16 protein-coding genes and 3 pseudogenes are annotated in these 15,443 nt (G+C 35.6%); 7 read left to right on the top strand and 12 right to left on the bottom strand.

Annotation, left to right across the window (positions count from 1 at the left end; all coding sequences use genetic code 11):
• The first annotated feature begins 101 nt into the window (after positions 1 to 101).
• Entirely contained in the window at positions 102 to 464 is a 363-nt protein-coding gene (locus ACWF5P_RS15260; RefSeq protein ID WP_434168531.1) for a hypothetical protein, read from the top strand.
• A 112-nt stretch (positions 465 to 576) separates the two neighbouring features.
• Here the strand turns inward: ACWF5P_RS15260 and ACWF5P_RS15255 are convergent, their stop codons facing one another.
• From ACWF5P_RS15255 to ACWF5P_RS15245, 3 genes are all read right to left on the bottom strand, one after another.
• On the bottom strand, positions 577 to 771 hold the full coding sequence (locus ACWF5P_RS15255; RefSeq protein WP_434168530.1) for a hypothetical protein: 195 nt from the start codon (positions 769 to 771) through the stop codon (positions 577 to 579).
• A 136-nt stretch (positions 772 to 907) separates the two neighbouring features.
• Positions 908 to 1,351, bottom strand: a complete 444-nt coding sequence (locus tag ACWF5P_RS15250; RefSeq protein WP_101224760.1) for a cell wall hydrolase — start codon at positions 1,349 to 1,351, stop codon at positions 908 to 910.
• Between the two features lie 136 nt (positions 1,352 to 1,487).
• Positions 1,488 to 2,066 carry a LysE family transporter gene (locus tag ACWF5P_RS15245; protein WP_434168529.1) on the bottom strand — a complete coding sequence of 193 codons (579 nt, stop codon included), beginning with the start codon at positions 2,064 to 2,066 and terminating at the stop codon, positions 1,488 to 1,490.
• 133 nt (positions 2,067 to 2,199) lie between these two features.
• Here ACWF5P_RS15245 and ACWF5P_RS15240 point away from each other — a divergent pair, with 133 nt between their 5' ends.
• The 3 genes from ACWF5P_RS15240 to ACWF5P_RS15230 all read left to right on the top strand — a co-directional run bounded on the left by ACWF5P_RS15240 (position 2,200) and on the right by ACWF5P_RS15230 (position 5,110).
• On the top strand, positions 2,200 to 3,102 hold the full coding sequence (locus ACWF5P_RS15240; RefSeq protein ID WP_452445035.1) for a LysR family transcriptional regulator: 903 nt from the start codon (positions 2,200 to 2,202) through the stop codon (positions 3,100 to 3,102).
• Positions 3,103 to 3,351: 249 nt separating this feature from the next.
• Positions 3,352 to 4,533, top strand: a complete 1,182-nt coding sequence (locus tag ACWF5P_RS15235; protein WP_230177749.1) for a YhgE/Pip domain-containing protein — start codon at positions 3,352 to 3,354, stop codon at positions 4,531 to 4,533.
• Positions 4,534 to 4,579: 46 nt separating this feature from the next.
• Entirely contained in the window at positions 4,580 to 5,110 is a 531-nt protein-coding gene (locus tag ACWF5P_RS15230; protein ID WP_230177750.1) for a PadR family transcriptional regulator, read from the top strand.
• A gap of 486 nt (positions 5,111 to 5,596) precedes the next feature.
• Here ACWF5P_RS15230 and ACWF5P_RS15225 read toward each other — a convergent pair whose 3' ends face one another.
• The 4 genes from ACWF5P_RS15225 to speB form a co-directional block, all read right to left on the bottom strand.
• A complete protein-coding gene (locus ACWF5P_RS15225; protein ID WP_101224765.1) occupies positions 5,597 to 6,175 on the bottom strand; it encodes a TetR/AcrR family transcriptional regulator in 579 nt (192 codons plus the stop codon).
• Between the two features lie 103 nt (positions 6,176 to 6,278).
• Positions 6,279 to 7,922 (bottom strand): amidohydrolase family protein, encoded by a 1,644-nt coding sequence (locus ACWF5P_RS15220; RefSeq protein ID WP_434168527.1) that lies wholly within the window; start codon positions 7,920 to 7,922, stop codon positions 6,279 to 6,281.
• Between the two features lie 42 nt (positions 7,923 to 7,964).
• A complete protein-coding gene (locus ACWF5P_RS15215) occupies positions 7,965 to 9,332 on the bottom strand; it encodes an APC family permease (RefSeq protein ID WP_452445034.1) in 1,368 nt (455 codons plus the stop codon).
• 41 nt (positions 9,333 to 9,373) lie between these two features.
• Positions 9,374 to 10,315, bottom strand: coding sequence for an agmatinase (gene speB, locus ACWF5P_RS15210; protein WP_434168525.1), 942 nt, complete (start codon positions 10,313 to 10,315; stop codon positions 9,374 to 9,376).
• Between the two features lie 312 nt (positions 10,316 to 10,627).
• Here speB and ACWF5P_RS15205 point away from each other — a divergent pair.
• Positions 10,628 to 10,900: pseudogene (locus tag ACWF5P_RS15205) on the top strand (IS1595 family transposase); the annotation flags it as partial.
• A 135-nt stretch (positions 10,901 to 11,035) separates the two neighbouring features.
• Here the strand turns inward: ACWF5P_RS15205 and ACWF5P_RS15200 are convergent.
• The 5 genes and pseudogenes from ACWF5P_RS15200 to ACWF5P_RS15180 all read right to left on the bottom strand — a co-directional run.
• Positions 11,036 to 11,353 carry a heme oxygenase gene (locus ACWF5P_RS15200; protein ID WP_402877773.1) on the bottom strand — a complete coding sequence of 106 codons (318 nt, stop codon included), beginning with the start codon at positions 11,351 to 11,353 and terminating at the stop codon, positions 11,036 to 11,038.
• Positions 11,354 to 11,372: 19 nt separating this feature from the next.
• Positions 11,373 to 12,053, bottom strand: a complete 681-nt coding sequence (locus ACWF5P_RS15195; RefSeq protein WP_434168524.1) for an ATP-binding cassette domain-containing protein — start codon at positions 12,051 to 12,053, stop codon at positions 11,373 to 11,375.
• Positions 12,054 to 13,175: an FtsX-like permease family protein gene (locus ACWF5P_RS15190; RefSeq protein WP_434168523.1), complete on the bottom strand. Its 1,122-nt coding sequence runs from the start codon at positions 13,173 to 13,175 to the stop codon at positions 12,054 to 12,056.
• Positions 13,176 to 13,344: 169 nt separating this feature from the next.
• The gene (locus ACWF5P_RS15185) at positions 13,345 to 13,938 is read right to left on the bottom strand and encodes a TetR family transcriptional regulator (protein ID WP_434168522.1); all 594 of its coding nucleotides are present in this window, start codon (positions 13,936 to 13,938) and stop codon (positions 13,345 to 13,347) included.
• A 78-nt stretch (positions 13,939 to 14,016) separates the two neighbouring features.
• Positions 14,017 to 14,501, bottom strand: a pseudogene (locus tag ACWF5P_RS15180) (recombinase family protein); the annotation flags it as partial.
• A gap of 126 nt (positions 14,502 to 14,627) precedes the next feature.
• On the opposite strand from ACWF5P_RS15180, the gene ACWF5P_RS15175 reads away from it, so the two are divergent.
• Entirely contained in the window at positions 14,628 to 14,780 is a 153-nt protein-coding gene (locus tag ACWF5P_RS15175) for a twin-arginine translocase TatA/TatE family subunit (RefSeq protein ID WP_434168521.1), read from the top strand.
• Positions 14,781 to 14,844: 64 nt separating this feature from the next.
• Positions 14,845 to 15,420 (top strand): annotated as a pseudogene (gene tatC, locus ACWF5P_RS15170) (twin-arginine translocase subunit TatC); the annotation flags it as partial.
• Positions 15,421 to 15,443 lie beyond the last annotated feature (23 nt).

Raw genomic sequence — 15,443 nt, 5'->3', positions numbered from 1 at the left:
GAAAGCACCATCACTGTAAGGATGTTTAAAAAAACGGCCCATAGCACAATAATATAGGCAACGTATGTCTGTCTTTATTCCACCAAAGGAGGGGTATCCATTTGAAGATCTCTTCAATATCATTCAAAGAACCTCCAGTTTATCATGAATTCCCTCCCCTATATGAAGGTTTAGGGCTGCCTGAGTTATCTTCATTCATTCAGCAACGATTTGAATTCGCATATACTTTGGGGAAAGTCGAAAGGACGGGGCTTGGCAGCATTCGTTTTTATAAAAGGCGGGGTAATTTCGAAGTTCTTATACCTGATAAGTTACCAGGAGTGGGACCAATAAAGCTTCGGAAATTAAAGGGGTTGTTACTGGAGGAAGTAAAAACGGCTTTCATCGAAAATATTGAATCCGAACGAGAAAAGCGGAAGGTCTACCACGGAGAATTTCGTCGCCCTCGGAAAGACATTGAATAGGTGTGCTTTTCTACAAACTGGCGTCTGTTTGAGTAAGATCATTGTTGTCTTTTTGAATTTATTTTTAAAAGATTCCCACTAAAAAAAGGTTACCGCAGCAACCTCCCTCATTTTACTGATCCGTTTTATTTTCATTATCTAAATCATCATCAAGAAAAGACTTTTTATCTTCTTTAACCCCATATTTTTTTTCAAGAAATTGACCGATAATTGAATTGTTAATTCCTTTTCTTACTGCTGTTTCAATAACTATATAGAGAATGAATAACCCAACAGTAAAATAAACAAAAAATATTATAGCCTCCACTAAAAGTCCCCCAAACAATAATCCGTTTTTTACTATATTTTACCATAAAATCCATATTACCTTTTTGAAATGCCCGATTGTTGCATAAAAAAAGGAGCTGCTGATCAGCTCCTTGAAATGAAATAATAGCTCCCAGTCAACCTCCGGTATAAACACTTTCACATGTTCCAGGTTTTGGTTCATAATAACAATGATTTTTAAATTGACCAGCAAAAGGTTGATCGTACCATGTTGGAGGGCACGGGGCATATGGATTAAAATACCAAAGGGCATATTTCCCTGGGTGTTCCCTCCAATAATCCAAATTCTGTTTTGCTAATCTTTTTTCAGCAGATCTTGCTCTTTGATAAAATACATTACCTTTTTGAACTGCTTCAAAAGAATAATTTCCTCCTTGTACTTGATATATGACCTGTGGAATTGTTCTTAAATCTATAAAGTCTATACAATTCGCTTTAAGACGATTAACAATTACATTTCCAACATATAACATCCCTTGTTTTCCTTCACCTTCGGCTTCTGCTCTCATCATCCTTGCCATTAAGTCGACATCTGAGCTCCGGTAACTTACTCTTGCCATTTTTTCACCCCAAAAATATCGTATGAAAAAAAGACCTCATTAATGTCATTGTTCATAAATTAAGATTGCTTAATTTTTTTTAAGCTTACCGTTTTTAAGCAATCTAAAAACTTAAAGACAGCTACTTTTTGAGTAATCACAGAAAAATTGTACCGGCAGAGTAAATCAATAATAGACACATAATTAACCGAAAGGACTTATCATGTTTAGCAAAAAAATCTTTAAAAAGCGAGCCGAATCCAGACCACAGAAGCAATGCCATCCATCCCAGAAAAATCGTTAAAGCTAAATATATAGCAACGAATTCAAGCGACTCATTAAACGGTAAAATAAACACACTCAACACGGTTAAATAGAACAAAATGCTTTTAACATTGATGATTTGAAGAATGAAGCCTGATATAAAAGAAGACTGCACATCTCTGGATTCCTTCTTTGAACCTTTGGGCATAATAATCTGCCAAGCTAAGTAAAGAAGATATGCGGCACCGGCCATTTTAAAATATGGCTCCACGATAGGTATCCAATTGTAGAGGCTTGTTGTAAATACTCCGCTCATGATCCCTAATACTGCAAATCCTGCCATGATGCCGCTAGTGAACCTCCAAGACCCAAAGAAGCCAAACCTCCTTGCTTCATTCATCAATAAGATGTTACTTGGACCCGGCGTAATCGAAGTAATCATCACATATGAAAGAAACGCTACTATACTCATAATCTCACCTTCATTCACTATTTCCTAACGAACAGTCTTTATTGTAAGATGACTATAACTATAAATAAAATTGAAATTAAAAAATTCATTATCATTTTTTTCGATACATCAACCATCTTAAGGAGCCGACGATATGGAAATTAGACACCTTAAAACGTTTCTGACCATTGTAGAGATAGGAAGTTATACAGGGACTGCTTCAAAGTTGGGTTATACTCAATCCACGATAACTTCTCATATACAGGCGCTTGAACATGAGATTGGCGGGGAAATTTTCACTTATGCAAATAGAAATTTGCAGCTTACTACTCTAGGCAGAGACTTAATACCGTTAGCGGAAGATTTACTTTCCACTCACGAACAGATCAAGAACATGCGTTGCACCAATGAAGTTAAAGGTGTTTTAAAAGTGGCAGCACCAGAGTCTTTAACAATCTCCAGGTTAGGTCCAATCATAAGGGATTTTTCCTTGAAACATCCCAATGTCAAAATCATATTAACCAACGGTCCATGTGGACAAAACCATATCGACTTAATAAGCGGGCGGGTTGATGTCGCTTTAATGGTCTATCCGGAAATTAAACCGGAGAAATGCATTCATTATTCTTTGATTGAGGAGAAGATAGTTCTTGTGAGCAGTCTTGACGGTCCTGATCATTTTGATGCATATAAAAATATCGGCACAAATACCAACCATTTCTTCATCACAAATGAAGAAGGCTGCAGTTATCGGACAATGTTTGAAAAATATTTAATAAAGCATGAAATGGATATCTTTCAAACCATGGAGTTATGGAGTATTGAAGCAATTAAACAGATTATCATGAGCGGACTTGGATTTTCGGTATTGCCTTATATTACAGTGAAAGATGAAGTGGAGAGCGGCAAGCTGAAAATCCTTAATCATTCAGAAAATCTCGATCCCATTTATTCCTATATGCTGATAAAAAAGAAGAAATGGCTGCCTCCAGCAGTAGAGGCTTTTGTTGAAGTTGTATTAAACAGGTTTAATGACACTGAGAAAATGAGTATCTAAATCGTTGTCATATATGCTAGTCAGAGAAGTGCCGAAGGAATCAAAATGCCCCCCCTCCCTATTAGTTACTCGCAACATAGCAGAAGTTTTGACGTTCTGCTTTGTTGCGAGTTTTTCATATACATAAATTTTTTCAATTGACTTTTTATAAAAACTAAAATAAAATTCAAAGTACTTCAATTTAAAGTACTCTAATTAAAGTACTTCAAATTTAGTAAAATACTGAAATTAAAAGGATGGATTCAACATATGAAATTTACTGCATTCTTAAAAACAAGAGGTGCAACAGCGGCAATCTTTATGGGGATTTTCTATGCAGTTGCCATGCTAGGCATCTTCTTGCCTGGGTATACAGCCATTCCAGGAAATGTCGATAAATTACCGATCGCCATCATCAATGATGATGCTGGTAAAAATGGAGCGATGATCGCCGAAAATTTACAAGAAAATTTACCCTTTAAAGAAATCGAGACGGATATAACAAATAAACAAGCCTTAAAAGATTTGGAGCACAATGATTTAGCATTAGTCGTTCACATCCCAAAAACCTTCTCTGAGAATATACAAAAAGGTGAAGCGTCATCAAGCATCGATTTTACAATCAATGAGGCAGGGGCAACGGTCGTTTCTTCTACCATGAATGCGATCGTAACTGAAATTAACAGTCAGTTAAGCACACAATTCTCGCAACAAACAGCTCAGGGCGTATTGATGAACTTTAATGTACCAGAAAAGCAAGCCGCTGAATTAGCCGAAAAGATTGAGAAATCCTATGTAGGAAATGTCGTTACAATCAACGAAATACCGGATGGCATGAATCATAATATGCTGCCTATGTTCTTAACAATGGCCGGTTATGTAGGGGCTATGATCGGGGCGATGCAATTAGTGGGTGCATTTAGAGCCAGCCGGGGAAAAGCAAGCAAAACACGGTTATTCACTTATGTGCAAATGGCTGCATTATTGATTGCAGTGGTTTCATCAATCATCGCTGTAGGTGTAGCATATTTAATTGACAAGCCGAGCGGTGACCTATTCTTCGGTATAGTAGGTCAACAAATACTAAACTATATGGTATGTTTTAATTTCACTGCGATTTTAATCTTCTTATTTGGTGAAGGCGGCATGATTTTAAACTTACCGATTTTATTAATGCAAACAATAGCTAATGGTGCCACTATCACACGTGATATGATGCATTTACCGTATGAATGGATGAGCCACATTTCACCGATGTATTACTCGGTGCAAGCATACTTTGCAAACCTATTTGGCAGCATCAGTCCAAGTCCATATATTTGGTCAATGGCTGCGGTAGGTGCCGTTGCAATGTTAATTAATATGGCTATTGTCGCGTTTTTACAAAAACCAATGCCAGTACAGGTTTCTGAAACAGAAGTTGAAAAGAAAGCGGCAGAAATCTCAGCTTAGTTTTTGCTACAATAAGGAGATAATACTTCTTAAAGGAGCGTAGTAAATGTCTATTCAAATTTTTATATTGAGCAAGCTGATGGAGGATAAAAACTATCCTTATAAATTAAAAAAACAGCTTTCAGAACCCATTCCGTTGGATCGCCTGGGTGGGTTAACTGAAAGTAAACTGTACTACCATTTTGAATCATTAGTAAAACAAGGTTTAGTCGAACCAGTTGAAGTCATAAAAGAAGAACATCGGCCTGATAAACAAGTATTTGCGATTACGGCTAAGGGTCGCGAAGAACTACCAAAGAAAATCTATAAATTATTTGAAAGTGCGGATGAAATTAAGGATATGATTGTAGGTTTAGCCAACATCAAGTATGTAGATCGGGACAAAGTAGTAGAAATACTAGAAAAAAAAGTAAAGTCCATCAAGGCTATTTGGGAGCAGCTAGGGAATTTCGAGTCAGAACCTAATGGCAACGAGAATATTCGTGAATTTTTGGGTAGCTATTTTTCGACCAGGACTGATCACACAATATATTGGTTTGAAGAGTTAATTAAAAGGATTAAGTCAAAGGAATTGTAAGTTTACTTTAAAGCAGGATTTTTGGCAGGTATTCCTAGCTTCAGATTAAAAATAAGATTTACGTGTAGATGGCGACCATGCTAATCACATAACCAAAAATAATAATAAAGCTATGTGAAACCTTATATTCACATAGCTTTTTTTATATTTAAAAAACATACTCGGTATGAGCAAGGCAGACTGTAGACAAATTTGATATTAATTAGGATTGCCTACACTTTTTTGAGGGAGTGTTAGAATATGAACGTTGATTTCCACTCCAGGCACTCGCTTTCCGCGGGCGTTCCGGGAGCCTCCTTGGCGCCTATGCGCCTGCGGGGTCTCCCCTGGACACGCTTTTCCCGCAGGGGTCTCGAACACCCGATCCAATCAACTTTGTTTAAAAATTCAGATGGAATCCCTTTTGTCGACAAACTCACTTACTCTATATGAGCAAATAATGTATTCCTATTAGATAGCTTTTAGAGCATGAACTGTTTGAACGTATCATCCACTTAGTCCATACCAAAAATTTTCCCATATATTCTGAATTCTAGGTTCCATATTCTCTTTTCCATAATAAGAAAATTCCATGAATATCCCATCAATCAAACAGAGATAGGACATGATTAAGTTCTCGATTGTCCCTTGGCGTATTTCTTTTTTGTCAATTCCTTCGACAAAGATATCATGTAAGATAGCGGAAAATGATTCTTCAGATCTAAGGAATTTATCATTTAATATGTGCTTCAAATGCTCCGGCGGGAAAATCATTGCCCTCTTTAAAAAAGTTGCTTTATCTTCATGGTTTTTATAATAGTTACAAGTATCAAGAAGGATATGCTTTAACTTTTCTTCAGAAGAGAGTGTATTTATTTCTTCGACAAATTGTTCGACCTGGTTTATATGCTCTTCTAGTATTTCTTCAAACAGACACAAGAAAAGGTCATCCTTATTTTTGAAATGGTTATAGATTGAGGGTTTTTGTATACCTACCCTCTTGGCAATTTCCGATAAAGCTGTTCCCTCGTATCCATACTTGGTAAAAAGCGTTAAGGAAATGTTTTTAATTTCATTTTTTGTCATAATGATCCCCCAAACTATCTAACGTTAGTTAATATCATTATAAACTCATTTCCCTTTTTAAACTAAAGATTTGATACCTCTGTTTCTCTAAATGATTAGAGAATTAGAATATGCTGGATAAAGATGTTTCTTCACTTTTATACACAACTTCCCCATCGTTTATTGTAAGTTCCACTTTAGCTTTGAGCACTTCACTTTCTGGAATATCGAAAAGATTTCTGTCTAAAACCACAAAATCAGCAAGTTTTCCCTCTTCTATTGTACCTAGCTCATGCTCTCTGAAACTTCCATAGGCTGAGCCATATGTATATGCTTGCAATGCCTCTGCCAAAGTGAGCTTTTGTTCAGGATGCCATGTGTTTTTTGGATCTCCACTGCTATCAACTCTTGTAATGGCAGTATATATTTGCCGCATTGGATTTAATGAGATGGAAACCGGAAAGTCTGTTCCTAATGCTAAAGATGCACCTGAATTTAAAAGCGACTTCGTCAGGAAAACATTTTTTTCCCTTTCAGGACCTATAATTGAAGAATATACCTCTCTTGATGAAGCAGCCATGTGATCAGGCTGCATCGAGGCAATGACCCCTAGTTTGGAAAAACGTTCAATGTCATCCGAATCGATTACTTCAATATGTTCTATTGTATGCCTTGAGTCTCTTTTTCCATTCTTACGTACTGCTTCTTCAAAAGCGTCTAAAGCTAAACGAATTGCCGCATCTCCAATAGCGTGAAACCGGATTCTAAATCCAAGTTCATCTGCTTTAACAACTCGATCAATCAATACTTCTGGATTTAGAGCTGGATGACCACAGATATCCACTTGATCGGAGTAAGGTTTCAGGAAGTAAGCGGTATGACCCGTGACTGTTCCATCAACAAATTGCTTTAATCCTGAAAATTGAAGTTTCTTTGATTCATATTTATTTCTCAGCTTTTGGGCTTTATCCAAATTGCCATCTAATTCAGGAGTGATATGAAATCTAGTCGTTAATTTTCCTTGCTTATCTAATTTCTCGAAAAGGTCATAGTCTTGAAGGAAGTCATCTATTGGAGCAAACAAATCGTTTACAGAAGTAATCCCATATTGCGATAACAATCTTAAATACTTTTTTAGTATCGTTTCTTTTTTATCTTGTGTTAACCGTAATGCCTCTTTTAAAACGATTTGCTGGGCTTCTTCATATAAAATCCCAGTAAGTAAACCATTCTTATCTCTTTCATAGCGACCAAAATCCGGATCACGTATATCCTCAGTAACTCCTGCTAAATCCATGGCCTTACTGTTCACCCATGTATAATGACCTTCAGCATGAAAAAGAACAACAGGACGATCTGGAATAACAGCATCAAGTATTTTATAATGGGGCTCTTGTTTATCATGCCAATAACCTGCGTCCCATTGCATACCAATGATCCATTCTTCCTCAGGACATTCTTTAGAAAATTCCAGTACTTTTGCAGCTACTTCATGAGCTGACCTGGCTTCAAATAAATTGACACTATTTAAACTTAGGGCACTAAACATGATGTGGAGATGAAAATCATGAAAACCAGGCATAATTAATTGATTTCCATAGTTAAATACTTTTGTCTCACTACCTATAAAAGGTTCAATCTCCGCTTTTGATCCTACACTCATAATTTTGTCACCTAAGATAGCAATTGCACCAGACGTCGGCTCTTGTGCAAGCCCTGTAAAAATAGCATCACTGGAAAGAACAATATCCGCGTTTTTAATAGCCATGGAGTTTACCTCTTTTCATTCAAAATAATAAACAGTAACTGATCATTGCACTAGTTTTACATCAAATTCTTCTTTTTGCTCTGCAAAATTCAGTTCAGGAGGACGTTCCTTAAACATTTTAGTTAAGTACAATAAATATATGAACCCTACTGCCATCCAAGTAATCCCTAATACTAAAGAATGGATATCTAACTTTGTCATAAACAATATAGTTATACCGGTGCCTATTAAGGGAAGAAGTAAATATAAAACGATACTTTTAGGCGATCTCTGCTTCTGCCTCACAAAATAATGGATAAGCACTGAAAGATTAACGAATGTAAAAGCAAACAGGGCTCCAAAGTTAATGAAAGAAGTAGCTGTTGCGATATCCAAAAATACAGCACTCATTGCAACACAAGCAATGATTAGGATATTGAAAATGGGCGTTTGGAATTTTGGAGAAACATATCCGAAAACCCTCTTAGGCAGAACATTATCTCTCCCCATTGCATATAAGATCCTAGCTCCGCTGCCTCCTGAAGCTATTGCAGAAGCAGTAGCAGATGTCACTACCACGGAAATAAACAAACTATTCAGAAAATTACCCCCGGTATAAATCATGATATCCACTATAGCTGTATCAGGGTTCTTAAAAGCATTGAAGTTCGGGAAAATGGATTGTGCAAAATAGGTAGATGCAACAAATAATACCCCCCCGATCAATGTCGTAGCATAAATAGCTTTAGGAAGTGTTTTTTTCGGATTTTTGGTTTCTTCAGCTAATGTTGTAACCGCATCAAACCCAAGAAAACTAAAACATAATAGAGGTACAATCGAGAGCAGATTATTAAAATTTACGTCATGACTAAAAAACGGATCCTTCGAAAACAACTCTCCGGTACCTTTTCCTGCTAAAAGTCCATTTATACAAAGCAGGCTGAAGATAATGATAAAAAGAAATTGAAATAACACCAAAAAGGTATTCACATTTGCAGCAACCTTAATCCCAAAAATATTAATGGTAGTCACACCTATAATAAAAGAAATAATAACTGCAATGATAGGAATACCAGGGAAGTAAGCATTCACCATAATCCCAAAAAGTAAAGCACTGATCATAGGACTGAAAAGATAATCCAATAAAATTACCCATCCTACCAGAAAACCAAGATGTGAATTAATCCCTTTCTGCACAAAGGTATAGGCTGAACCTGTAGTCGGATACACCTGAACCATTTTTGCGTAACTATATGAAGTGAACAGCATGACAATTAAAGCAATTATATATGCTGTCGGAATCATTCCCTGGGTACGATCAATGGCGATACCATATGTGCTAAAGACTGTCACAGGCGCCATAAAGGAAAGTCCAAATACAATAACATATCTTGCATTTAGTGAACGCTTAAGCTCGGGTAATCCTTTCATCGCAAAGAGCTGCCCCCTTTATCTAATGTAATGACTGCTTTTTATTGATTGACTTCTTTCGTACTTAATGCTGCTAGGCTGGCAAACTCATGTACAAGTGTTGCTGCTAAAAGTGAAGTGATTTGACTTGAATCATATGATGGCAGCACTTCAACCACATCATATCCTATAAAATTAAAGTCAGTTAGGGCACGAATCATTTTAAGTGTTTCAAAGCTGCTAAAACCGCCTGCTTCAGGTGTACCTGTACCTGGAGCAAAAGAAGGATCAACGAAATCTATATCAAATTTCAAGAAACAAGGTGTGTTACCAATGGTTTTTCTAATCTCTTTCAAAACATCTTCAAATCCACGATTGGAAAGTTCCCCAGTTGTAATCAAACGATAACCTAAATCAAGACTTGCCTGTAAATCTCCAGAGTGGTTTAGCGTACCTCGGATTCCTACTTGAAATACTTTATCTGCCTGCAGCAAACCTTCTTCGTGTGCACGTATAAATGGAGATCCATGCCAATATTTTTCCTCATAATATGTATCCCAAGTATCTGTATGGGAATCAAAATGAATCATGGCTACCGGGCCATATACCTTTGCCGCAGCTCGTAAACTAGCTAAAGTGACAGAATGATCTCCCCCTAACCCAATAGGTATGACCCCTTTGGACATCAATTCAAACATGGATTCCTTCATTAGATCATAACTTCGATGAATATTATGGGGAATAACAGGGATATCCCCTATATCAATGGCATTCAATTGTTCAAAAGGATATACCTTATGAATAGGATGATAAGGAAACAGGGTCATGGATGCTTGGCGAATGGCTTGAGGAGCAAACCTGGCTCCCACCCTAAAAGAAGCTGCTGTATCAAAAGGCATACCCACAATTGCCAGCTTTGCATCATGCTTTTGAGAAGGTAAACGCATAAAGGTTCCTGTTGTACAAAACTCTGGCTTTACATCTGGTGTAAGTGGATATTTCATAAGTATCATCTCCTGGTTTTAAATAAAAATCTTTTCATATAAATTTACAAACACAAGGTGTAATCGCTTACAACCTATGATTCATTAAATTACTTTTTATTTCTAACACCTACTTTTAGAATTTTATTAACTAACGGTAGTTAGTATAAAACCAAATATAAACATAGTTGTAAAAAAAGTCAAACTATTTTTTATTGTCTATTAAATCCTCTTTTTGATCAAAGTAGCCTTTTCTTTCAATCCTGCCTCTATTAAATTAAATGCACCTATTCTTGTTATGCTGACCTTCATTAATATTGGAATAGAGCAAATCGCATTAAATCAAACGATGGTAAGCATGTTATTAAGGGCTTGTATCACATTCAAAATGTAAATGGTCTCCATTCTCGTATGAAACAATGGATAAACCGATTTAAAGGCGTGGCTACAAAGTATATAGATAACTATCTTGCGTGGTTCTTGTTTGTAGATAGCAGAAGTAACGAAAGTACAAAACACAACATCAAAGAGTTCTTACTCACATCATTTGTATTTGAAATGACTGATACTTATGATAGTTTACGTTTGTCAAAATTCAGAACTTAGTTTCTTCTCTATTGGGGGAGCGTCAGGAAAATGCGGATTTACAACGATAAAGAAATACAAATATGAAAAATCTAATGTTCTCAATGGTTAATTGAAAACATTAGATTTTCTTTATTCAGGAAATCATTGGTACCTTTATTTGGTTGTAGAAATCAGTTCAGAAATAACAATTTCACTTTCAAGTAATGGAGATTCTTTTGATTCCGAATCTTCAGAAGATCGCTTATGGACATTTCTGAACGCATCACTTTCACGCCAAACTTTAAAATTTTCTAAGCTATCCCAGTACATATTCACATTCATTTCATCGAACGCTTTATTGCCATTGGAGACTAAAACTTCAGTTTTAATAAAGCCTTCAAATTGATGAACTTGGGAATCCTTCGTGAAACCCGGTGCTAAATGATTGGCAAATCCTTTTTTTGTTTTAATGCGATTAGTAATAACAAACATAATTAACTCCCCTTCTTATTCAAATAATATTTAACTTTAAATTCCCATCTTCCATATGATAAACCTGGTCGCAGTAAGCCAACATACGTTCATCGTGCGTAACCATTATCGCTGCTTTATTTCGCTTTTTCACTTCATCAGCAATTAATTTCACAACTTCGTGAGCACGTTTTGAATCTAAACTTGCTGTTGGTTCATCAGCAAGAATAACGCTTGGCTGGTTGAAAAAGGCTCGGGCAATCGCTACACGCTGTCGCTCACCGCCAGATAATTCATTAGGCATTTTGTGCATCTTATTTACTAACCCAAGTTCTTTCAGTAAACTTTTTGCAAATTGATGATCTTCTTTATTTACTTTACCCGCCATTCGTTTTATTAAAATCAACTGATCAATTACAGATAAGTAAGGAATTAAGTTAGATGTTTGTAAAATAAAACCTATTTCATTTAAACGGAAGTCGGCTAGTTGTTTCTCATTTAACGACCCCACATCTTTTCCATTTACAATTACCTTCCCAGACGTTGAGTTTATTAATGCACCGATAATAGATAGTAAAGTACTTTTTCCCGAGCCAGATGGACCTACAATTGCCACCAACTCTCCAGAATTCACTGTTAAAGAAGCCTCTTTTAATGCTGTTAGAGTAGTAGTTCCCTCTTTATATTGTTTTGTAACTTGTTGCAACTGAATACCACTCATTTATTCCACTCTCCCTAAAGCTGTTAATGGATCAATTTTTGTAATTTGCCGGACTGAAACAAGAGAACTTAATAGACTTATAACTAATAAAGTAATTGCGTACAAGACTACTAGCTTACCATCTAAATTAAATGGCATATCTTTAGGGAAGGAAAGAGCTGTCAAGTATGTTAAACCTATACCTACTAAAATTCCCAAAAACGACAAAACGAACACCTGAGCAACAATAGCTTTAGAAATAAATCGATTTGAGGCACCAATTGCCTTCATTACACCAAATTGCGACGTCTTTTGAATTGTAATAACATAGAAAAAAACGGAGATTATAAAAGCCGAAATGACAATTAAGAATGAAAGCATCATTACAATTGTACCGTTCTCTTCCTTATATCCCGGCATCCCTTTTACAGCTGTTGATTTTGTAACAGTTTCAATCCCTTTGAACTGTTTATCCAGCTGGGCTTTATCTAATTGAGGAGCTTTTAAAACAATTGCTTGGACTGGATTTTCAATGCCGTTGTCAGCTCCTGGTGCTGCATACTGATACTCTCTCCAAGTATCCATATTCGCAAATAATACTGGTAAATGGTTGAAGGTTTCATTTTCGACAAAACCAATAATGTTTAATTTCATTTTGGAATTGGAAACACGAATTTCATCCCCAACTTTGTACCCGTCATCTTTTAAATTACTATTAGCAAGAACACCATACTTCTTATTAGTAGAAAGTTGTTTTCCTTCTATTACGTTTGGTTCAATAAATGAATCGGCAGTAATTCCAACTAAAGAAACATCTGTTTTCTTACTGCTATCATCAGTTTTTCCTTTGGAAACAGCTGCCATTGATGACCCAAAAACAGCTGCATCCTTTACATCTTTATTTTTTTTAATATCGTCAATTAAATTACCAGACATAATAGATTTACTAAACGTAGCACCAGCACTTCTCTCATAAACTACATAATCTGCGTCCAAGTTTTTAATCGTGGCAGCACTTAGTGTTGAAAGACCATTTCCCAGTCCCGATAAAATAAATACTAGCCAAGCAATAAGAATGATAATAATACTCATCATTCCATAACGAAATTTAGAATGCTTTAATTCTTTAATTGCTAAAAACAAATCTAAAATCCCCCTTCAAATTAGTTACATATGCGTCACTTTCAAACAAAAAAATAACTTATATGTCTTTTACAAATATTATTATAAGTTACACATTAGTCACTTTTAAACAAAAAAATAACTTATATGTCTTTTACAAATATTATTATACACATAAGTTACATATTCGTCACTTTTTTTTTAGAATTCCATTTAGAATCAACTTCTTCGTATAGATGAGCACTTGTTCAGCGTTCATTTCTGAATGATTAGGAATAGAAATACTTTGAAATATAAACCCTAATAACAATTCATTCGGCATATCCATTTCGATGAAGCCTTCTATCTTTCCTTGCTGCACTATATGGATAAGAGGCTTATATAGTTCGCGGTGCATAAGAGAAAGATGGTTTTTCTTAGCTTCTAATTGTGGATCACCTTTTGTAGGGATGACATCTTGAATCCCAAGAATCAAATGTAAATCCCTGTGGGTGAATATCTTTTGCAAAAGTAAGTTTATCTTTTCTAAAAATGGCAAGGACTCCGAAAGAGAAGAAAAACTCGCTAATGTATTTTTCATTTCCTCTACCATAAAATCTAATAGTAACTCATCTTTATTTTGATAATACTTATAAATTGCAGATCGTGTAACATTTAATTGTGTTGCTAGTTGGCCAATTGTAAACCCTTCATACCCTGTTTGAATAATAAGCTTTTTGGTGCAAAGGAATAGGTCAACTGTATTAAATTTCCGATCTCTCCCCATATTATAACCTCTTTTCAATTCGTTCCTTAAAATGTTTATTTATTATTTCATCCAGTTCTATTGTTCAATATATTCTTTCTATAATTTGAAGAGTGATTAATAATTAATCTCTGACAGTTTTCTATATAATGAAGCTCTAGACACGTTTGTAATTTCACAAATTTGATTTACAGTCATACCTCCTTCTTTATATAGCTTTACTGCATAATTCATTCCTGCGTGATTCTCATTATATTTCTTTAACCGACCTTTAAACTTTCCTTCTTTTTTTGCTAGTTCAATCCCTTCAATTGACGCATACGGATAAGGTCTCGTTCTAATTGGTTAACACCAGCCACTACCGTAATTAAGAATTGGCTATATGGATTATTCTCTGATAAATCTAGCCAAGTATCCTTGAGTGACTTTATGCTTGCTTTTTTACTTCGTATTATATCAAGTAGTTCAAATAAATCCTGCGTACTTCGAGTAATCCGAGTTAAGTCTGTAACATATATAATATCACCTTCCTTTAAATTTTCTAACATTTTTTGAAGTTGCTCGCGATCCTTTGTTGGTCCTGAAACTTTCTCTTCATAAAATACACTTTTGGATAATATTGAAGAGATTATGAGTATGGGACCAGAACAGTACATTTACTGCCCTTTATCAAAATATGTGATTGAGTTTTACCACGAAGTAACTGTGGCTTGGTTGTAAAATCGTTCGTGATAAAAAAATGGTGGGAAACCCTTATTAGTAAGGTCCCTTTAATTTCCCCCGAAATTGGACGTGCTTTTGGAAGTACATTAAGAGAGTTTAAAAACTCTACGAAAGATTTAATTTCTTCAGACGAAGAAGAAAAGACGCAATCCAAGTAATTTTGAAGAGGATGTAAGCAACAAGCTTGCATCTTCCTCTTGTTTTTAGGAATGGAAAAGTTGTATGACTAATCAAGAAATGCTTTTGGTTGAGCACCTCGGAGAACTCAGGAAACGGTTAATCTATACTTTGGTAGCTTTTATCGTTTTCTTATTTTGATCATTCATTTATGTACAGGAAATTTACGCATGGCTTATCCGTGATCTCAACCATAATTTAGCTGTATTGGGGCCAAGCGAAATCCTTTGGGTGTATTTTATGATTTCAGGAGTGATCGCGATTGCTCTTACTATTTCGATTGTTGCCCATCAAACATGGTTATTTGTAAAACCGGGGCTTTCTGAAAAAGAACGAAAAACGACTCTATCGTACATTCCTGGATTATTTGTCCTCTTTATTACCGGCTTATCATTTGGTTATTTTGTTGTGTATCCAACCGTACTTTCCTTTTTACTATCCTTGTCTGAAGGACAATTTGAAACGATGTTCACATCTGAAAAATATTTTAAATTCATGATTAACTTGACACTGCCGTTTGGATTTTTATTCGAAATCCCGCTTGTCGTCATGTTCCTCACCTCTCTTGGTGTCATTAATCCTATGATTCTTTCAAAAGCGCGAAAGATATCTTACTTTTTGTTCTCTTACGATGTTTCTCATGA

The organism is Peribacillus sp. NPDC055009 (assembly GCF_053608705.1).
Note: the sequence above shows the minus strand (reverse complement) of the source record. Positions and strands in the feature narration are given on the sequence as shown.